This window comes from Kitasatospora sp. NBC_01560, from assembly GCF_045208415.1.
Classification (GTDB): domain Bacteria; phylum Actinomycetota; class Actinomycetes; order Streptomycetales; family Streptomycetaceae; genus Kitasatospora.
The window spans coordinates 5,382,718-5,401,426 of sequence record NZ_CP109364.1; the positions used below are offsets into that span (position 1 = coordinate 5,382,718).

Annotated in this window: 17 protein-coding genes; 10 read left to right on the forward strand and 7 right to left on the reverse strand. The window is 74.9% G+C overall.

Going from position 1 to position 18,709, the window contains the following annotated elements:
- Nucleotides 1-52 precede the first annotated feature (52 nt).
- Nucleotides 53-976, reverse strand: coding sequence for a DUF4231 domain-containing protein (locus OH807_RS23575; protein ID WP_406202207.1), 924 nt, complete (start codon nucleotides 974-976; stop codon nucleotides 53-55).
- Nucleotides 977-1,173: 197 nt separating this feature from the next.
- Complete coding sequence (locus tag OH807_RS23580; RefSeq protein WP_406202209.1) at nucleotides 1,174-1,938, reverse strand: sugar isomerase domain-containing protein; 765 nt, start codon at nucleotides 1,936-1,938, stop codon at nucleotides 1,174-1,176.
- Between the two features lie 219 nt (nucleotides 1,939-2,157).
- On the opposite strand from OH807_RS23580, the gene OH807_RS23585 reads away from it, so the two are divergent.
- The gene (locus OH807_RS23585; protein ID WP_406202211.1) at nucleotides 2,158-2,850 is read left to right on the forward strand and encodes a metal-dependent transcriptional regulator; all 693 of its coding nucleotides are present in this window, start codon (nucleotides 2,158-2,160) and stop codon (nucleotides 2,848-2,850) included.
- A gap of 564 nt (nucleotides 2,851-3,414) precedes the next feature.
- Here the strand turns inward: OH807_RS23585 and OH807_RS23590 are convergent.
- Nucleotides 3,415-4,122: a bifunctional DNA primase/polymerase gene (locus OH807_RS23590; protein ID WP_406202213.1), complete on the reverse strand. Its 708-nt coding sequence runs from the start codon at nucleotides 4,120-4,122 to the stop codon at nucleotides 3,415-3,417.
- A gap of 316 nt (nucleotides 4,123-4,438) precedes the next feature.
- Here OH807_RS23590 and OH807_RS23595 point away from each other — a divergent pair, with 316 nt between their 5' ends.
- Both OH807_RS23595 and OH807_RS23600 read left to right on the forward strand, forming a co-directional pair.
- Nucleotides 4,439-5,815, forward strand: a complete 1,377-nt coding sequence (locus OH807_RS23595) for a transcriptional regulator (protein WP_406202215.1) — start codon at nucleotides 4,439-4,441, stop codon at nucleotides 5,813-5,815.
- Between the two features lie 173 nt (nucleotides 5,816-5,988).
- On the forward strand, nucleotides 5,989-7,128 hold the full coding sequence (locus tag OH807_RS23600) for a hypothetical protein (protein ID WP_406202217.1): 1,140 nt from the start codon (nucleotides 5,989-5,991) through the stop codon (nucleotides 7,126-7,128).
- 163 nt (nucleotides 7,129-7,291) lie between these two features.
- Here OH807_RS23600 and OH807_RS23605 read toward each other — a convergent pair whose 3' ends face one another.
- Complete coding sequence (locus OH807_RS23605; protein WP_406202219.1) at nucleotides 7,292-8,590, reverse strand: ABC transporter substrate-binding protein; 1,299 nt, start codon at nucleotides 8,588-8,590, stop codon at nucleotides 7,292-7,294.
- A 173-nt stretch (nucleotides 8,591-8,763) separates the two neighbouring features.
- Between OH807_RS23605 and OH807_RS23610 the strand changes: the two genes are divergently transcribed.
- Both OH807_RS23610 and purU read left to right on the forward strand, forming a co-directional pair.
- Nucleotides 8,764-9,279, forward strand: a complete 516-nt coding sequence (locus OH807_RS23610) for a hypothetical protein (RefSeq protein WP_406202221.1) — start codon at nucleotides 8,764-8,766, stop codon at nucleotides 9,277-9,279.
- A 188-nt stretch (nucleotides 9,280-9,467) separates the two neighbouring features.
- Nucleotides 9,468-10,334: a formyltetrahydrofolate deformylase gene (gene purU / locus OH807_RS23615; RefSeq protein WP_406202223.1), complete on the forward strand. Its 867-nt coding sequence runs from the start codon at nucleotides 9,468-9,470 to the stop codon at nucleotides 10,332-10,334.
- Between the two features lie 91 nt (nucleotides 10,335-10,425).
- Here purU and OH807_RS23620 read toward each other — a convergent pair whose 3' ends face one another.
- Both OH807_RS23620 and OH807_RS23625 read right to left on the reverse strand, forming a co-directional pair.
- The gene (locus OH807_RS23620) at nucleotides 10,426-11,616 is read right to left on the reverse strand and encodes a zf-HC2 domain-containing protein (protein WP_406202225.1); all 1,191 of its coding nucleotides are present in this window, start codon (nucleotides 11,614-11,616) and stop codon (nucleotides 10,426-10,428) included.
- A complete protein-coding gene (locus tag OH807_RS23625) occupies nucleotides 11,613-12,293 on the reverse strand; it encodes a sigma-70 family RNA polymerase sigma factor (RefSeq protein WP_406211142.1) in 681 nt (226 codons plus the stop codon). Before OH807_RS23625 ends, OH807_RS23620 begins: the two co-directional genes overlap by 4 nt.
- 613 nt (nucleotides 12,294-12,906) lie before the next feature.
- Between OH807_RS23625 and OH807_RS23630 the strand changes: the two genes are divergently transcribed.
- A complete protein-coding gene (locus tag OH807_RS23630; RefSeq protein ID WP_406202227.1) occupies nucleotides 12,907-13,422 on the forward strand; it encodes an ATP-binding protein in 516 nt (171 codons plus the stop codon).
- Nucleotides 13,423-13,908: 486 nt separating this feature from the next.
- On the opposite strand, the gene OH807_RS23635 is transcribed toward OH807_RS23630, so the two are convergent.
- On the reverse strand, nucleotides 13,909-14,886 hold the full coding sequence (locus OH807_RS23635; protein ID WP_406202229.1) for a GlxA family transcriptional regulator: 978 nt from the start codon (nucleotides 14,884-14,886) through the stop codon (nucleotides 13,909-13,911).
- Nucleotides 14,887-15,009: 123 nt separating this feature from the next.
- Here OH807_RS23635 and OH807_RS23640 point away from each other — a divergent pair, with 123 nt between their 5' ends.
- The 4 genes from OH807_RS23640 (at nucleotide 15,010) to OH807_RS23655 (ending at nucleotide 18,573) form a co-directional block, all read left to right on the forward strand.
- Nucleotides 15,010-16,371, forward strand: coding sequence for an MFS transporter (locus tag OH807_RS23640; RefSeq protein ID WP_406202231.1), 1,362 nt, complete (start codon nucleotides 15,010-15,012; stop codon nucleotides 16,369-16,371).
- A gap of 77 nt (nucleotides 16,372-16,448) precedes the next feature.
- Nucleotides 16,449-16,976, forward strand: coding sequence for a GNAT family N-acetyltransferase (locus tag OH807_RS23645; RefSeq protein WP_406202233.1), 528 nt, complete (start codon nucleotides 16,449-16,451; stop codon nucleotides 16,974-16,976).
- A 117-nt stretch (nucleotides 16,977-17,093) separates the two neighbouring features.
- Entirely contained in the window at nucleotides 17,094-17,432 is a 339-nt protein-coding gene (locus OH807_RS23650; RefSeq protein ID WP_406202235.1) for a DUF4229 domain-containing protein, read from the forward strand.
- Nucleotides 17,433-17,445: 13 nt separating this feature from the next.
- The gene (locus OH807_RS23655) at nucleotides 17,446-18,573 is read left to right on the forward strand and encodes a LacI family DNA-binding transcriptional regulator (protein ID WP_406202237.1); all 1,128 of its coding nucleotides are present in this window, start codon (nucleotides 17,446-17,448) and stop codon (nucleotides 18,571-18,573) included.
- Nucleotides 18,574-18,709 lie beyond the last annotated feature (136 nt).

Below are 18,709 nucleotides of genomic sequence, written 5' to 3' on the forward strand. Positions count from 1 at the left end.
TGCTGCCCACGGGGTGCTCCCCGCCCGGTGGCCGGTGCTCGGTGGTCCGTGCTCAGTGGTCCCGGTCGGTGGTGCCGCGGACCTCCCGGCGGGCCTGCCAGGTGGTGTGCTCCCGGGAGACGGCGTCCTCGGCGTCCCGGGCCAGCCGGGCCCAGATCTCCTCGGCGTCGGCCGACCCCACGTCCAGCCGGGCCAGCTGGCTGCGGATCAGCTCCAGCTCGTCGGCGGCCAGGCGGTACGCGGCGGCCAGCGGGCGGTACTGGCGCAGCTGGGCCCAGGCGGCGGCCGACGCGGCCACCGCCGAGACGGTGCCGAGCGCGTCGTAGCCGAACCAGCCCAGCGCCCGCAGCACCGCCAGCACCAGGCCCAGCAGCGGCAGCACCACGCCCAGCACACCCGTCCAGAAGCCGGCCCGGGCGCAGTACCGGGCCTTGGCGCGGTACCAGTCGCGCTGCACCTGGATGCGTTCCCGCAGGTAGACCTCGCGGCGCACGGACAGCGGCTGGTCGCGCAGGCCGCGCATCGCGCCGGTGATCCGCGCCCCGTCGCCCTCGCTGCTGTCGGTGCCGGCGCCGGCACCGACCGCCCGGCTGCCCCGGAAGGCGTTCAGCACCCGGCCGAGCTGGAAGCTGTACAGCCCCTCGGCGTCCGGCAGGCTGCGCGGCGGCGGCTGGTACGCGTCGGCCCGGACGGCGAACTTCCAGGCCAGCGTCTTCACCGACTCGGCGGCCGCCCGGCCCTCGTACCAGAGGCCCTGCGGGTTCTGCCGGCTGACGACCACGGCGACGGCGATCGCGCCCAGGTAGGCCACGGCGGCGGGCCAGGCCCAGGGCGCGCCGTCGGCGGAGCCGAACGCGGCGGCGGCGACCAGCAGCACCAGCTCCCAGGCGGAGAGCAGCACGGACCGGCGCTGCCCCTGCAGCGAGGCCGAATCGGCGGACCAGAACAGCGCGGGCAGCAGCTCCTGCTCGCGCACCCTCCCCATCGGACCCGCACCCGACGCCATCCTCGGCCCCCACCCGTCGCTCCGGTCGCACCGCTGTCCTGCCCCGCCCGCAGGTCCGGTACGCCTGCTCCGGGCCCGGCCGGGCCGCATTGGCCGGGATGCCGCCGGAGGTTGTCCCATATCGTGGTACTCGCCCCGGCGGCGCGGGGCCCGGGCCCCGCCCGGCCTCAGTAGGTGTAGAAGATCCGCTCCGCGTTGTCGGCCATCTGCTTGGCGTTCCACTCGGTGCCGCCGGGCACGTTGCCGGAGCGGAACAGCGGCGGGGTGGCGCCGGTGCCGGCCGCCGCCGCGTCCGCCAGCCGGCCGACCGCCGAGGCGACCACGGCCTGCATCAGCGCGCTGGTCACGATGGTGGAGACCGGGCCGAAGGTGGTCTCGGCGGCCGGGTGGGTCAGCTCGCCGTCGCCGACCGCGATCTTGTTGTCCAGGACGACGTCGCAGTGGTCCTTCAGGTAGGTGCCGGACGGGTGCGCCGAGGGCACCTCCGCCGGGTAGGCCAGCGAGGTCACGCCGATCACCTTGAGGCCGCGGCCGCGGGCGTACTGGGCCAGCTCGACCGGCATGACCTGGCGGCCGGAGAGCGAGATCACGAAGAGCAGGTCCCCCGCGGTGGCCGGGGTGAGGTCCAGGGTACTGGTGGCCAGGCCGGAGACCCGCTCCAGCGCGCTGGCGAGCGGCGCGGGCATCACCGTCACCCCGGCCATCCCCGGGACGTCCAGCAGGTTCACCGGGACGAGCCCGCCGGCCCGGTAGACCACGTCCTGGGCGGCCAGCGAGGAGTGACCGGAGCCGAAGGTGAACACCCGGCGCCCCTCGGTCACCGCATCGGCGAGCAGCGCGCCGGCCGCCTCGATGGCGTCGGCCTCCTCGGTGCGGACCTGCCGGAGATGGGCGATCGCGGCGTCGAAGTACCGGCCGACCAGGTCGTTCATCTGTGCCTTCGCTCTCTGCCGGTGGGGGAGCCGGCCGGGTGGGGCGGTCCGGTGGTCCAGACCGCCGATGGAGAAAGCTACGGCGAGCACCGTGCTGCCTCACCCGTACCGCTGTCAACAGCAACGAAAAGCAGTCCCGGAAGGCTCCGCGCGGCGCCGGTTGTCCGTGCGGTACGTCAGAATTGGCGGTGAGGACACCGAGGAACGGAGCCAGCGGCGATGTCTGGGCTGATCGACACCACTGAGATGTACCTTCGCACCATCCTGGAGCTGGAGGAGGAGGGCATCGTCCCGATGCGCGCCCGGATCGCCGAGCGTCTGGAGCAGAGCGGCCCCACGGTCAGCCAGACGGTCGGCCGGATGGAGCGCGACGGGCTGCTCCAGGTCGCGGGCGACCGTCACCTCGAACTCACCGAGGAGGGCCGCCGGCTCGCCGTGCGGGTGATGCGCAAGCACCGCATCGCCGAGTGCCTGCTGGTCGACGTGATCGGCCTGGAGTGGGAGCAGGTGCACGAGGAGGCCTGCCGCTGGGAGCACGTGATGAGCGAGACGGTGGAGCGCAAGGTGCTCGCCATGCTCGGCCACCCCACCCAGTCCCCGTACGGCAACCCGATCCCGGGCCTGGACGAGCTGGGCGACGCCAAGGCCGAGGGCGAGGGCTTCGACGCCGCGCTCGTCCCGCTGGACACGGTGGCCCCGGGCGAGGGCGGCGCCGACGTCGTCGTCCGCCGGATCGGCGAGCCGATCCAGACCGACGGCGAGCTGATGCGCACGCTGCGCCGGGCCGGGATCCGGCCGGGGTCGACGGTGCGGGTCACCGCCGGCGTCGGCGGGGTGCTGGTCGGTGACGGCGACAACGCGGCCGAGCTGGGCAAGGAGATCGCCGCGCACGTGTTCGTCGCGCACTCCTGAGGCGGTCGCGCGGTGACGCGCACGGCGGGCGCTCCGGCGGGGTGCCCCACAGCGGAATGAGCAGGGCCCGGTGCATCCCCGTGCACCGGGCCCTGCTCGTCCTCCCCGTCCCTCCCTGCTCCCTCCCTGCTCCCTCCCTGCTCCCTCCCGTCCCTCCCGTCCCTCCCTGCTTCCGTGGCACCGGCCTCCCCGAACCCGGCCGGTGCCACGGCCCCTCCCTGCTCCCTCCCTGTCCCCTCCGCTCCCTCCCGACCGCCCCGCCCGGCTTCCCCGTCCGAGCGCCCCTTCCGGCGTCCCCTCACGGTGGAATTCCTCCCCTCGGCAGATCATGGCAATCCTTGAGCGTTGTCACTCGTACGAGGGGCTTCCGCCGTTGACCAGCGGGTACATCGAAGCCTTATCCGCACATGCGTGTGACGGGCCCCGCCTCCGGTGGGAGGCAAGGCCCGTCAGCCGCGCGCGGGGTGCCGCGCCTGGCCGGCCCTCACCCGATAGGCGGAGGGCGGCCGTCCACGGGACGGTGAATCTCCGGGCGGTGCCCGGAGGCCGTCCGGCCCAGCGGCCTCAGCGCACACCGGCCGGCTGGGCCGGCCGGGGGCTGGGCGACGGGGCTTCGCGCCCGCACGCGTAGGCGAGCGGGCTGATCAGTTCGGCGGCGTCCGGCAGCCAGCGGTTGAGGGCGGAGGGCGAGCGGGCCCACTGGGCGAAGCCGCTCGGGCCGACCCGGGACGGCGGCGCCACCGTCCAGTCGCCCTCGCCGCGGGCCACCAGGTCCAGCCGGCCGGGCGGCCAGCCGAGCTTGCGCAGCATCTCCGGCAGCTTGGCCGCCACTCCCGGGAGCACCAGGAAGTGCAGCCGCCGGCCGGAGCGGCCCGGCGCGGCCGGGACGGCGACCACCGGGCCGAGCTGGAGGTCCATCCGCTCCATCCGGGCCAGGGCCAGGCAGCCGGCCACCTCCGGCACGTCGAGCACGTCGAAGGAGCGGCCGGTGGGCAGCAGGATCGACGCGTCCGGGCGCTCCGTCCACCAGCGCCGCACCGCGCCGGGGCCGGCGCTCGCCTTGCGGGCCCAGTCCGCGTCGATCGGGTGCGCCCCGGGGAGGGCGCAGCGCGGGTCGCCGCAGGAGCAGCGGGCCGGGCCGTCGCCGTCGATCAGCCAGGCGCCCGGCGCGACCTCCCAGTGCCGGCTCTCGGCGTAGCTGACGGCTTCGATGAGCAGCGGGGGCAGTCCGGCGGTGCCGCCCTGGTCGGGGGAGTCTGGGATGTCGTCCACGCGCTGCTCAACTACCGTGCGTGAGGCTGGTTACGGCCGGGTGGGGGCCGGTGTGTCGCGCGGTGGGAATGTCACCCGAATCGGTGAGGCGACCGCGTTGGCGCGGGCGGAGGTGGACGGAGGTGGGCGCAGTGGGGGCGCACGGGAGCATTTCCCAGGGCGCGTGGGGGGTGGGGATCGTCACCGTGGGTATCCCGGTGGCGTTGCTGATCGCTAACCTGGTGTCAGATTCCTTGGACGGTCGGACAGTCGGCAACAGATCAGCAGAATCGTCGCCCGCCGGCCGGGACCGGAGGGTGTGGGGAGGCGAAGCCCAATGGCCGCGAGACCACTTGTCGCACGACAGCCCAACGAGCGCCTGCAGCAGCTGATCCAGGAGGCCAGCTGCTCCAACGCCGGCCTGGCGCGCAGAGTCAACCTCTGCGGCGCGGAACACGGCCTGGACCTGCGGTACGACAAGACCTCCGTCGCGCGCTGGCTCCGTGGCCAGCAGCCGCGCGGGCAGGCCCCGGCGGTGATCGCCGAGGCGCTCGGCCGCAAACTCGGGCGGAGCGTGTCGGTCGAGGAGATCGGCATGGCCGACGGCAAGAACCTCAGCTCCGGGATCGGGCTGCAGTTCGCGCCGACGCTGGGTGCCGCGCTGGAGCAGGTCTGCGAGCTGTGGCGCAGCGACGTCGGCCGGCGGGACTTCCTGACCGGGGCGACGGTCGCGGCCTCCGCGCTGGTCGAGCCCAGCCGGGACTGGCTGATCACCCCGCCCGACCCGGTGGTGGCCCGCACCGGCGGTCCGCGGGTCGGCCCGACGGACGTCGCGGCGATCAAGGCGACCACGGCGATGCTGGTCGACCTCGACCACCGGTTCGGCAGCGGGCACGTCCGCCCGGTGGTCGTGCACTACCTCAACAGCGTGGTCTCCGGCCTGCTCGGCGGCGCCTACCGGGAGGAGACCGGTCGGCAACTCTTCGCGGCGGTCGCCCGGTTGACCGAGCTGGCGGGCTACATGGCGGTGGACACCGGCCAGCCCGGCCTGGCCCAGCGCTACTACATCCAGGCGCTGCGGCTCGCCCAGGCGGCGGACGACCGCGGGTACGGCGGCTACGTGCTGGCCGCCTCGATGAGCCACCTGGCGGCCACCCTGGGGAACCCGCGGGAGATCGCCCAACTCGCCCGCGCGGCGCAGGAGGGCGCCCGTTCGGTGGCCACCCCGACGGCGATGGCGATGTTCTACGCGGCCGAGGCCCGCGGCCACGCCCTGCTCGGCGACGCCCGCTCCTGCGAGGCGGTGGCCGCCAAGGCGCTGGAGGCGATGGAGAAGCGCCGTCCGGAGGACGACCCGGACTGGATCGTCCACTTCGACGACGCCTACCTGGCGGACGAGCTGGCCCACTGCCACCGGGATCTGGAGCAGGCCGGCCCGGCCGAGCACTACGCCCGCCGGGCGCTCGACCTGCACCCGCCGACCAGGGTGCGGCGCCGGGCCGTCGATCTCGTCCTGCTGGCCACGGCCCAGTTGCAGCAGCGCGACCTCGAACGGGCCTGCGAGACCGGGGCCCAGGCGGTCCGGCTGCTGAGCGGGCTGCGCTCCAACCGGGGCGTGGAGTACCTGGACGAGTTCCGGCGGCGGCTGGAGCCGTTCCGGGAGCAGCGGGTGGTCCGCGAGTTCCAGGCCAGGGCCGAGGCGGAGGCGGCCTGACCGGCGGTCCGGCGCGCGGGTGAGGGGCCGGTGAGGGATCGACCGCCCACGTGGTCACCCGGTTCGGTGAACCGGTAGCGTGGGCGCGACGTCCCATGAACTGTGATGCTCCCAAGAACCGACGAGATGTGGTCCGCCGTCAGCGCGCGGTCGTGCACAGGTGAGGAATCGCGTTGAGCCAGCGCCGCTCGTACCCCAACTCGGGTGACTTCAACCTGGACGACCTGTTCCGCCCCGAGCCGGGCCAGCCGCAGGGCCAGCCGCAGGGCCAGGGCGGCCCCGGCCAGCAGCCGGCCGGGCCGCCGTACGAGCAGCCCCACGGGCAGCCGGAGTACCTCGGCGAGGGCGGGCACGCGCTGCCCACCCAGGCGATGCCGGCGCAGGCCGCGCCGTGGGGCGGCGCGCCGCAGCCCGGGTACGGGCCGCCGCAGGCCGACCAGGCCCCGGCGACCCAGTACCTGCCGCCGTACCCGACCGCGGACCCGCAGGCGGCCGGCTACCCGGCCCAGCCGGGCTACCCGCAGCCCGGGCCGGCGCCGGTCCAGGGCTACCCCCAGCAGCAGCCGCAGCAGGGCTACCAGGCCTACCCGCAGGCCCAGCCCGAGTACCCGGCCCAGCCCGAGTACGCCGGGCAGGACGCCACGATCGCCGGGCGCGGCGGCGGGCGGTCCTCCAACAAGCTGATCATCGGCGGGGTGGTGGCCGGCTGCGCGGCGGCCGGCATCCTGGTCGCCGTGCTGCTGAGCGGCGGCGACGACAAGCCCGGGCACGAGAAGCAGGCCGCCCCGGTGGTCAGCGGCACCGGCAGCGGTACCGCCGCCGGCTCACCGGCCGCGGGCGGATCCGCCTCGGCGACGGTCAACCCGGAGGTCAAGGCCCAGGCGCAGCCGCTCTCCGACCTGCTCGGCACCGCCGGTGACAGCCGGCAGGCGGTCGTCAACGCGGTCGGCGCCGTCCAGAAGTGCGACAAGCTGCCGGAGTCCCAGCAGGCGCTGACCGACGCCGCGGCCAAGCGCCGGGAGCTGCAGACCAAGCTGGCGGCGCTCAAGACGGACAAGCTGCCCGGCGGCCCGCAGCTGGTGGAGCAGCTGAACGCGGCCTGGACGGCGTCGGCGACGGCCGACGACGAGTACGCGGCCTGGGCCGCGGACATGCAGGGCGGCTGCGACGCCAAGAAGACCGACAACCAGCACTACAAGAACGCCGTCCAGGCGAGCGGCACGGCGACCGGGGCGAAGAAGCAGGCCTCCGGGCTCTGGAACACCATCGCCGGCCAGACCGGGCTGGCGACCCGCGGCGACGGGGACCTCTAGCCCGGCCGCTGCGGGGCCGTAACAGGGTCGCAGCGTGGCGGCCCCGGTCCGCCCGGCCGGGGGCCGGGGAAGACGCCGGGGCCGCACCGGCTGCCCGGTACGGCCCCTCGCGTCACGGCGCGGCTCCTCGCGTCACGGCGCGGCCCCGCCGCCGCGGCGGGCGTCACGCCGGCGGCTTGCCCCCGGTGAGCACCCAGCGCACGTCCACGAAGCCCGGCTGCTGCAGGGTCATCCGGCCGCCCTTGACCACCTGGTAGGTGACCCAGGTGTTCACCAGCCGCGGCGACTCGGTGCTGGGCAGCATGTTGGTGGTGCCCCAGTTCAGCGGCGGGGTCAGCCCGACGTCCACCTGCTCGCCGCCGTCCAGCAGCGCGGTGACCGTCTTGGCGCTCACCGGCCGCCCGGCCCCGCTCAGCCGGTCGGACACCTGCCGGAACACCTCGTACGCGACCCAGGTGGTCTGCACCCCGGGGTCGGCGACGTCGATGGGCCGGCCGGCGGGGTCGTTGCGGACGACGGCGCGCAGCGCGTCCCAGATCCTGGCGGACTCCGGCGGGTACCAGCCGGTGACGTAGGCGCCGGCCAGCGGGCCGCTGTCGCCGCCGGTGGAGTCGACCACCGACTGCTGGACGCTGCCGATCACCGAGGCGATCCTGGTGTTCTTCGGGCCCACCCGGCGGTAGGTGTCGAGCAGGTTGCCGGTCGGCTCGGCGCCCAGCGCGGAGGTGATGCAGTTGCCCGGCTCGTCCTTGCCGACCGCCTTGCGGACCACCGGGGTGTAGTCGGGGGACTTCTCCGGCGCCTTGACGTCGAGCAGCTTGATCCCGGCCGGCTTGAGCGCGTTCGCCAGGTAGCCGAGCAGGTTGTCGCCGGCCGGGGTGTCCGGCCGGATCAGCGCGACGGCCTTGCAGCCGGCCTCGACCAGCTGCCGGCCGCTGCCGCCGATCAGGGCCGGCAGGCCGCCCGCCACCGGGTACGACAGCGGGCTGCTGAACTCGGGCTGGGACAGCCCGTACCCGCCGATCAGCGGAATGCCGGCCCGCTCCAGGACGGGCATGAAGCGGTCGCCGAACTGGCTGTACGAGCCGAGCACGGCCACCGCCTTGGCGTCCACCGCCTGCTGGGCGCAGGCCGTGGCGCCGTCCGCGGAGTTGTGCTCGTTGCAGGTGATCACCTGGATCCGGCGCCCGTTCAGGCCGCCCTTGGCGTTGATGTCGCGGCCGATCGCCTCGGCGAGCTCGGTCATGCCGGGCCGGTCGGCGGTGCCGGTGCCGGACGGCGCCCAGGTCATCACGGTCAGGTCGCCGCCGTTGGTCGCGGCATCGGCCGGTCCGCCGCACGCGGAGGCCGAGAAGAGGGTTGGGAGCAGCGCCACGGCGGTGGCGGCTGCGGCGATCGGGCGGCGGCGACGCCGTACCGCGATCGGGTTCTGAGCCTGGGACGAGCCCCTTAGGCTGGTCATCGGTCTTCCCTCCCGGGGCGCTCTGCTGCGCACCGGCACCAGCCAAGCCCTGATGTCACACGCCGAGAGGGCCGAAAAGGGAACGGACGGCAAACGGCGCCCGAACTCCGGGCACGGACGCGTGTAGATCGGGAGTAGAGCACGAACGGTCGGGGAACGTACGATCGTTCACCATGTCCGCCAGCACAGATTCTTCGCACCGGTCTGCCCGAAACCCTTCTCGTCAGGGCCACCGCTCCAGCACGATGGGCGGCATGCCGCACAACGACCTGCCCTGGTGGCGCTGGCGAGCCCGACTGCGCTCGGCGCTCCACATGCTCTCGGACCCCGCCTTCCAGCAGGACACCTGGCTGTCCGGCCGGGAGGGCTTCGGTGACGTGACCGACGCCGTCTACCGGCTGGTGGAGGACACCTGGCTGGACCGCTGGTCGGCCGAGAAGTACGTCGGCACGATCTTCCGGGACTCCGCCGAGGCCGCCGTGGTCGACGTCGCCGTGCTCCGGGTGGTCCGGATCCTGCACCAGGTCGGCGCGGACGCCCCGGCCTCCGCCTACCTCGGCCACCACGGCTGGCCGGAGGCGGTCCGGGCGGCCCGCGAGGCGCACGTCAAGCTGGCCGGCAACGACGGCGAGGACCCGGACGCCCCGCCGCGCTCGCTGGACGTGCTGCGCATCCTGACCGCCGGCTGAGGCCCGGTACCCGCGGTCCGGCACGCACGGTCCGGCACGCACGGTCCGGCAGCCGGAGCCCGGCGGCCGGAGCCCGGGGACCGGTCGGGGCCGTCCCGCAGTACGGGCAGCGGGGCGGCGGCTGTCCAGGATGTGACACGCTGGGCCGTTCACCGACCACACGCAGCTCAGAACGGGACAACCCCACCGTGGAACAGCCGACGGCCAGCGCCCAGTACGTCCTCACGCTGTCCTGCCCGGACAAGCAGGGCATCGTCCACGCGGTCTCCAGCTACCTCTTCATGACCGGCTGCAACATCATCGACAGCCAGCAGTTCGGGGACGGCGACAGCGGACTGTTCTTCATGCGGGTGCACTTCTCCGCCGTCGAGCCGGTCACCGTGGACAAGCTGCGGGCCAGCTTCGCGGCGATCGGGGCCTCCTTCGGGATGGACTGGCAGATCCACCCGAGCACGGAGCGGATGCGGATCGTCCTGATGGTCAGCAAGTTCGGGCACTGCCTGAACGACCTGCTGTTCCGCAGCCGGATCGGCGCGCTGCCGGTGGAGATCGCCGCGGTGGTCTCCAACCACACCGACTTCCGCGACCTCACCGAGGGCTTCGGGATCCCGTTCCACCACATCCCGGTCACCAGGGAGACCAAGGCCGAGGCCGAGCAGCAGCTGCTGGACCTCGTCGCCAAGGAGAACGTCGAGCTGGTCGTGCTGGCCCGCTACATGCAGGTGCTCTCGGACCGGCTCTGTACCGAGCTCTCCGGCAAGGTGATCAACATCCACCACTCCTTCCTGCCGAGCTTCAAGGGCGCCAAGCCCTACCACCAGGCCCACACCCGCGGTGTGAAGCTGATCGGCGCCACGGCGCACTACGTCACCGCCGATCTCGACGAGGGCCCGATCATCGAGCAGGAGGTGGCCCGGGTCACCCACGACATCACCCCGGACCAGCTGGTCGCGCTCGGCCGGGACGTCGAGTGCCAGGCGCTGGCGCGCGCGGTGAAGTGGCACAGCGAGCACCGGGTGCTGCTGAACGGCCGCCGCACCGTCGTCTTCGCCTGACCGCCTGACCGGAGCCTGACCGCCCGCCCGGGGCCGGGCTCCCGGCCGAGGGTCAGGGCCGAGGGTCCGGGCCGGGCGACAAGGCCGGGGGTCAGGGCCGGGAGAGCAGCGGGAGCGCGTGGAGCACCTCGCGGATCGCGGCCCGGTCACCGTGCTCGCCCACCGGCACCCGGTCCGGATCGCGGTGCGCGGCGGCCAGCTGGCAGAACTCCAGCCCGTCCAGCACCATCGCGCCCACCGGCTCCCCGCCGGCCGGGCCGGCCGCCGGGCCGTCCAGGGGTATCAGCCACTCGCCGGAGGCCGGGCCGTCGATCACCAGCCGGAGCTGCCGCCCGGGCCCGCCGGGCCGGCGGCCGCCGCCCGGTGCCCCGGTGGGCGCCCCGGCGGGCTCGGGCCGCAGGGCCCGGAACCCGGCCAGCGCCTGCGGGAGCATCCGCACGGCGAGGTCGACCATCTGCCGCAGGTGCTGCGGCGCCGGCGGGTCGTACGGGTACGCCACCGCGCGCGCCACGTCCTCGCCGTGCACGTAGCACTCGAACGCCCGGTCGACGAAGGCGTCGCGCAGCGGGACGGTCGCGAAGCCGTAGTCGACCGGGGTGTTGCCCTGCGGGGCCAGCGCGGCGGTCCGGACCAGCTCGTGGCAGTGCCGGCGCCACCGGGCCCGCACCCGCTGCGGCGGCAGCCCGGCCTGCTCGGCGGTCAGCCGGGCGGTGCGCCCGGTGATCCCGGCCCACGGCGAACTGCCCTGCGGCGGCACCCGGGGCGCCGGCGGTGCGGGGTCCTGCGGCGGCACCCGCCGGGCGGCGGCCGGTGCCGGGCCGCCCGGGACGGGGTCGGGCAGGCCGAGGGCGACGGCCAGGTAGCCGTCCACGGCGGCGAGGTGGCAGAGCACCTCGGCCGGTCGGAGGTACTCGGTGCCGCCGTGCCAGGGGAGTTCGACCACCTCCTGCCACTCCTCCGGGCCGAGGTCGCGCAGCAGTGCGTCGAGCTTGGCGGTCTCGGCGGTGTACGGCGCGCCCCAGGAGGGGACGGGCAGTTCGGCCGGGCGCCGGGCCAGGCACCAGTCGAGCACCTGCTGGCGCAGCGGGCCGGGCTGGTCCAGCGGTTCGTCGGCGGCGAGCCAGCCGGCCGCCTCCCGGAGCCGGGCGGCCTCCCCGGCGCAGTCCGGGCAGGCCCGCAGGTGCTGTTCCAGTTCGGCGGCCTCGTGGCGGGGGCAGGCGCCCAGCGCCCAGGCGCCGAGCAGCGAACGGAGGGCCTCGTGCCGCTCCTCGGTGGTCGTCACGTGCCCCCGCCCTCGTTCCGGTGCCGTTCGCCGGGCCCGGCCGCGCCCGGCCCGGTGGTCCGCTGCCGCCGCTGGCGCTCGCGCTCCGCGGCGAGTTCGGTGGCCAGCAGCTCCAGGCCGAGCCGCATCCGCTGCTTGGCGATCTGCTCGCTGATGCCGAGCCGGCGGGCCGTCTCCTGGTACGTGCGGCCGTCGTAGTACGACACCGTGATCGTCTCACGCAGGGTCTGCGGCAGGGAGTCGACCACGTACTGGATCCGGGCCGCGGTGGCCACCGTGCGGATCTCCTCCTCGACGGGGGAGTTCTCGTCGTACGGGCTCCCGGTGCCGTGGCTGTCCGTGCCGTGGGTGCCGTGCTGCTCGGCGCCGCCGGGCGGGGCGTCGGCGGCGCGCCGGAGCCGGAGCCGGTCCACCGCGCGGCGGTGGGTCAGCGAGCCGATCCAGGAGCGGAGCGAGCCCTGGGCCGGGTCGAAGGCCTCGGGGTGCTCCCAGACGTGGGCGAATATCTCGCGGGTGAGCTGGGCGGCGGCGGCCTGGTCGGCGAGTATCCGCCCGGCCAGCCCGTGCACCATCGGCGCCAGCTGGTCGTAGAGTTCGCCGAGCGCGGTCTCCTCGCCGCGGGCGAGGCGGAGTTGGAGCTGCTCGTCCCAGCGCGGTGCGCCGCCGGGGGCGGTCATCGTCAACCACCCTCCTGCCGTGGGAATGTGCCGTCGGATCGCCACCGGACCACTGGTCGGCGCGGCTGCCGCGCAGCCGTACTCAACGGTATCTTGCGGCGTTCCGGGGCCGGGCGGATTCGGTGAAGAACGGTGAAGAACGGAGCCCGCGGTTTCGGATCGTCACATCGTGCGACCTGCCGCCGATCCCGCCGTTCGAAGCCGGTCGGACATATGTCGCACGGGTGGTTCGCGAGTGGCGGGCCCGGTCCCGGGAGCGTCCGGCGGTAGGTTCGCCTCTGCGTGTCCGGCCCGTCCGGCCCGGGTCGGACGAGCACCGGTGCGAGGCTCGCGAGAGTGAACGGGACAGTATGCACTGCGCCGTCCCCCGATCGCTGGAATATGCCCGAAGCGCTTGCTGCGGCCCGTCCGTCGACTCATCCTGAGGCGTATTCGTGTCGCAGCCGGTGCGCGACTGACGAGATGGCGCGGGCGCGACGTACCGGGTGCGACGTACGGCGGATGTGACGTACGGCGCGGCCCGGCCTGCGGTGGCCCGGCGCATGCCGGGGCCGGCCGGACGATCCGGCCCGATCGAGACGACGGCCGAACTGCGAGTGCGGGTGGTGGAGCGGTGCAGGTTCTTCAGGTACAGCTGGCGGTGCAGGCGGACCCTGCCGAGGTCGGCCGGGCCCGCCGGTGGGTGCGATCGCGGCTGCTCAACCACGGCGTGGACCCGGACGCCCCGATCGCCGAGACGGTGGTGCTGGTCGTCTCCGAGCTGGTGACCAACGCGGTGGTGCACACCGGCTGTCCGGCCGTGCTGCGGCTCTGCTTCCCGATGGACTGCGGTGCTCCGGGGGCGGCCGCGGACGACGCGGCGGGCGCCGCGGGGCTGCGCGGGTCGGCGGCGGCCGGTCCGCTCCGGGTCGAGGTGGCGGACGCCAGTCAGGCGGCCCCGGCCCCCCGGCACGCGGGCGCCGACACCGACGCCACCAACGGGCGCGGCCTGGAGCTGGTCGAGCTGCTCTGCGACCGCTGGGGCTGGTACCCGGACGGTTCGGGCAAGCGGGTCTGGTGCGAAATCGGCGCGGACGCCCGCCCGGTGGACCCGTTGACCACTGTCGACTGGGCCGCGCTGGCGCAGTGACGGGCCGGCCGGCCGCCTGCCGGTCGACCCGTCCGGACCGCCGCCGGTTCACCCGTCGATCATCGGGCCGAAACCTGACGCAACCATTCCGAATTTCGGACAACCCATTGACGTGACGTATCCGACTGATCACTCTTGGGAGCAGCGCTCCGTTGCGAGGGGACGCCGAGGGAACACCCGAATGCCGCTGCGGTGCTGCTGTCCAGGGGGACCATGTCAGCAGGGGGGCCGTGGCAGGCCGGTAGTGCGGTGGCTCCTCGGCGAGTGCGGAGGGCGGGTGGCGCGGGTTCAGGGCCCGTGCTCACGGTTGGATGGCGGCCTGCCGCGCCGCGCTCGGGGTGCGTGCGGCCCGCCGCCATCCAATCCGTCCACTGCGGGGTGCGGTTTCCGGCCACCGGCCGCACCGGCCCCGGGCTCGCCCGGGTCAGGTTGGGTCAGGCCGTGGTCGGGGTGCGTCCGGCCGGGCTCCGGTGGCGGGGTGGGTCGTCAGCCGGCCGGTTCGACGGCCCGGAAGGTGCGCCGGTACGTGCTCGGTGCCACGTCCAGCCGCCCGCGCAGCTGTAGCCGCAGTGAGGCCGCGGTGCCGAAGCCGGACTCGCGGGCGACCTGGTCGATGCTCAGGTCGGTGCGCTCCAGCAACTGCCGGGCCCGTTCGGTGCGCTGCACCGTCAGCCACTGGCCCGGGCTGGCGCCGGTCTCCTCGCGGAACCGCCGGGTGAAGGTCCGCACGCTCATGCCGGCCCGGCCGGCGAGCAGCCGCAACGGGAGCGGCCGGTCGAGGCGTTCCAGGGCCCAGGCCCGGACGGCCGCGGTGCCGGGGCCGGTGTCGGCGGCCTGCCGGGGGAGTGCCACGTACTGTTTCTGGCCGCCTTCGCGCCACGGCGGCACCAGGCAGGTGCGGGCCACCGCGTTGGCCACCGCGCTGCCGTGGTCGCGGCGCACGATGTGCAGGCAGAGGTCGACGCCCGCCGCCACCCCGCCGGAGGTGAGCACGTCGCCGTCGTCCGTGAACAGCACGTCGGGATCGAGCCGGACCTTCGGGAAGAGCGCGGCGAAGCGCTCGGTGTACTGCCAGTGGGTGGTGGCCGGGCGGCCGTCGAGCAGGCCGGCGGCGGCCAGGACGAAGGAGGCCGTGCAGATCGAGACCAGCCGGGTGCCGGGCCGGAGCCGGGCCAGCGCGGCCGCCACGGCGGGGGAGGGCGCGGCGTCGACCTGTTTCGGCCCCGGGTCGGCGGAGGCCGGGACGACCACGGTGTCGGCCCACTCCAGCAGTTCGGGCCCGTGCTCGACGGTGACCTTGAAGTCCGTGCTGGTGGCGACCGGCCGGCCGTCCACGGTGCAGGTGGCCACCTCGTAGCAGGGGAGGCCGTCGGCGTCCTTGGCCGACCCGAAGATCCTTGCGGGGATGCCCAGTTCGAAGGCGATCACCCCGTCGAGGGCCAGTACCGCGACCTTGTGCGCCACCCCGTGCTCCCTTCCCCGGCCGGTCCGTCGGGCCAGCCTACGCCGGGGTGGTGGCCCGATTCTTGCGAAAGCTGGCAGTCAGGCCACTCGTGACGGCGGGGCCCGTTCGGGAGACTCGGCCGGGTGAACGAACGGAACGCCCCCACAACCCCCGCCGCCGACCCGGCCCCCACGACCGCCGCCGACCCCGCAGCCGCTGTCGGCCCCGCCCCCGCCGGAGCCGGGCGGCGCCGCCCGCACTACGCCTGGGTGGTCGCCGCCGTCGCGCTGCTGGTGCTGCTCGGCTCGGCCGGCTTCCGCTCCACCCCCAGCCTGATGATGGACGCGCTGCACAACGAGTTCGGCTGGTCGCTGGGGACGATCTCCAGCGCCACCTCGGTCAACCTCGCCCTCTACGGCCTCACCGCCCCGTTCGCCGCCGCCCTGATGGACCGGTTCGGCGTCCGGCTGGTGGTGGTCTGCGCGCTGCTCACCATCTCGGTCGGCGCCGGCCTCACCATGCTGATGCGGGAGCCCTGGCAACTGGTGCTCTGCTGGGGCGTGCTGGTCGGCCTGGGCAGCGGTTCGATGGCCGGCGCCTTCGCCACCACGATCACCGGCCGGTGGTTCCGGGCCCGGCAGGGGCTGGTCACCGGTGTGCTCACCGCCGCCGGCGCCGCCGGCAACCTGGTCTTCCTGCCGGTCGGTGCCTGGCTGGTCGAGGAGCACGGCTGGCGCTCGGCGGTGGTGGTGGTCTCGCTGGCGGCCACCGCGGTGGCCGTCCCGGTGCTGCTGCTGATGCGTGAGCGCCCGGCCGACCTCGGGCTGCTCCCGTACGGGGCCACCGAGGCCCCGCCCGCCCCGGCCCCGCAGGGGCGGGCGCTGGCCCGTTCGCTGCGGGTGCTCCGCGGGGCGTCCCGAAGCCGGGCCTTCTGGCTGCTGGCGGGCTCCTTCGCGATCTGCGGCGCGACCACGGCCGGGCTGGTCGGCACCCACTTCATCCCGGCCGCGCACGACCACGGCCTGCCGGTCACCACCGCGGCGAGCCTGCTCGCCCTGATCGGCGTTTTCGACGTGGTCGGCACGATAGCCAGCGGCTGGTTCACCGACCGCTTCGACTCCCGGCTGCTGCTGGTCGTCTACTACGCGCTGCGCGGGTTCTCGCTGCTCCTGCTGCCGCAGCTGTTCGCCGGCTCGCTGGAGCCGCCGATCCTGGCCTTCGTGATCTTCTACGGCCTGGACTGGGTGGCCACCGTGCCGCCGACCGTCGCGCTCTGCCGCCGGCACTTCGGCGAGGACGCGCCGATCGTCTTCGGCTGGGTGCTCGCCTGCCACCAGATCGGGGCCGCGGTGGTGGCCGGCCTCGCGGGCCTGACCCGGGACGCGCTCGGCACCTACGACCTCGCCTGGTACGTGGCCGGCGGGCTCTGCGCCGTCGCCGTCGTGCTCTGCCTGGCGCTGCGGGGCGACGGCGCGGCGGCCCGGCCGGTCCCGGCACTGTCGTAGCGGGTGCCGGGTGCCGGGTGCCGGGTGCCGGGTGCCGGGTGCCGAGTCGCCGGGGTCGGCGAGTAGGCTCCGCGATCATGACGCTCGCCTTCACCCTGGACCCCGATCTCGACCCCGGGCTCCGGTCCGGTCTCGTCCGGCTCTGGACGGACGCCACCAACGCGGGCGGCGCCGTCGGCTTCGTCGCCCCGGTGACGGAGGACGAGGTGCGGGTCGTCGCCGAGCGGCACTTCGCCACCGTCGGGCCGGCTGAACCGGACCGGCTGCTGGTCGCGTACGAGGCGCGGACGGGCCGGCCGGCCGGGATGCTGTTCTTCGAGTCGATGCGGTTCGGCCCGATGGACCACTGGCGGATGCTCAAGCGGGTCATGATCCACCCGGACTTCCAGGGCCGCGGTTACGGTGCCGAGCTGATGGCCGAGGCCGCGCGGACGGCCCGGGCCTGGGGCCTGGAGGGCCTCCGGCTGACCCTGCGCGGCGGCCTCGGCCTGGAGAAGTTCTACGGGCGCTGCGGTTACACCGAGGTCGGCCGGGTGCCCGCCGCGATCCGGGTCGGCCCCGGGGACGACCGCGACGACGTCACCATGTGGCTCGACCTGCGCTGACGGCGGGGCCCGGTCGGGCCGTTCGTGCGGGGACGGGCGACCCGTTCCCCGCTCCGGCCGTCGGGCATGCTTCACTGGGAGACCGGCCAGCCCAGCGCAGAGAAGGACGTGTCCCCGGTGAGCAATGTGAGCAACAAGACGCACGCCACGCTCCGCTACACCTCCCTGCGGGTCAGCATCTTCCTCGGCTGCCTGCTGGTGGCCCTGCTGCTCGGTCACTTCCAGGTGATCCCGGTCCAGGGCGAACTCGGTGTGGTCTTCCTCTTCCTGATCGCCGCGGTCGTCTCCGCGCCGGTCAGCTACGTGCTGCTGAGCAGGCAGCGGGACGACATGTCGGCCCAGATCTCCGGCAGGGTGGACGGCCTGCGCAACCGGACGGCCGACCGGATCGCCGCGCAGAACGCCGAGGAGGACGCCGCCGACGACGCGGCCCGCTCGGCAGCGCTGCAGGGCTGACCGAACCGCCGCCGTGCCCTCACCCACCTCCGGTCCACCGCCGTCGGACGACGAGCGCCCGCCCGGTGACGCGCCCGCGTCCGACGGCGCCGCCGCGCCCGCCCGGAGCGACGCGGCCGAGGTCGTCAGCGGGACGTGGCCGGCCCCCGTCCGCAGGCCCACCGGGCGGGACGTCGCCCGGCTCGCCGGAGTCTCCCAGGCCACCGTCTCGCTGGTGTTCTCCGGCTCCGAGGCCGGCCGGAGGGTCTCCGACGCCACCCGGGAGCGCGTCCGCGAGGCCGCCCGCAGCCTCGGCTACCGCCCGCAGGCGGCCGGCCGGCAACTGCGCCTCGGCCGCAGCGGCATGATCCTGCTGGCCGTGCCGAACATCCTCGGCCCGTTCTTCGGCCGGGTGCTGGAGGGCGTCCACGAGGAGGCCGGCAAGCACGGCCTGGCCGTCGTGGTGAGTTCCGGCTGGGGCAGCGCGACCCTGGCCGACGCGGCCACCACCAGCCGGTTCGACGGCCTGCTCATCTGCTCCCCGGACGACAGCCAGCTCGGCGAGCTGCCCGCGGACACCCCCGCCGTCTTCCTGGACGCCGACCCGGGCACCGACCGGGCCCGGCCGACCGTCGAGCTGGACGTGGCGGGCGGGATGCGCGCCGCCGTCGGACACCTGGCCGGGCTCGGCCACCGCCGGATCGGCCGGCTGCGCTCCACCCACTCCGCGTACACCTTCCGGGTGCGCCAGGCCGCCTTCGAGGCGGCGGCCGGGGAGCTCGGCCTGGACGTGGTCGAGCTGGGCGTCAGCCTCAACGAGGGGCAGCCCGCCGCCCGCACGGTGGCCCGCCTGCTGCTGGAGCGCCCGGACCGCCCGCAGGCGGTGATCTGCGACGACGACGTGGTGGCCTCCGGCCTCTACCAGGCCGCCGCCGAACTCGGGCTCCGCGTTCCCGCCGACGTCTCGGTGGTCGGCATCGACAACATCCCGGTGGCCGGGCTGCTCACCCCGCCGCTCACCACCGTCGACCTGCCCGGCGAGGAGCTGGGCCGGGCCGGCGTGGCGGCCCTCGCCGCCCTGCTCCGCGGCGAGCCGGTGGCTCCGGTGCAGCCGCTCGCGACCTCGCTCGTCCTGCGCTCCTCGACCGCGCCACGGGCCTGAGGCGTTCCCGGGTCTGAGGCGTTCGTGGGCCGGCCGCGTACTCCGCGTCCTCGGACCCGGGGCCCGCGCGGCCGGCGTGCCGCCCGGACCGGCACAGGCGACTGCGCCCGTCGGCCAGACCACCTGTCCGACGGGC

Coding starts and splice junctions, on each gene's coding strand:
- OH807_RS23645 (WP_406202233.1), top strand. CDS start 16,449: ATGACGCTCGCCTTCACCCTGGACCCCGATCTCGACCCCGGGCTCCGG.
- OH807_RS23580 (WP_406202209.1), bottom strand. CDS start 1,938: ATGAACGACCTGGTCGGCCGGTACTTCGACGCCGCGATCGCCCATCTC.
- OH807_RS23605 (WP_406202219.1), bottom strand. CDS start 8,590: ATGACCAGCCTAAGGGGCTCGTCCCAGGCTCAGAACCCGATCGCGGTA.
- OH807_RS23595 (WP_406202215.1), top strand. CDS start 4,439: ATGGCCGCGAGACCACTTGTCGCACGACAGCCCAACGAGCGCCTGCAG.
- OH807_RS23585 (WP_406202211.1), top strand. CDS start 2,158: ATGTCTGGGCTGATCGACACCACTGAGATGTACCTTCGCACCATCCTG.
- OH807_RS23625 (WP_406211142.1), bottom strand. CDS start 12,293: ATGACCGCCCCCGGCGGCGCACCGCGCTGGGACGAGCAGCTCCAACTC.
- OH807_RS23610 (WP_406202221.1), top strand. CDS start 8,764: ATGTCCGCCAGCACAGATTCTTCGCACCGGTCTGCCCGAAACCCTTCT.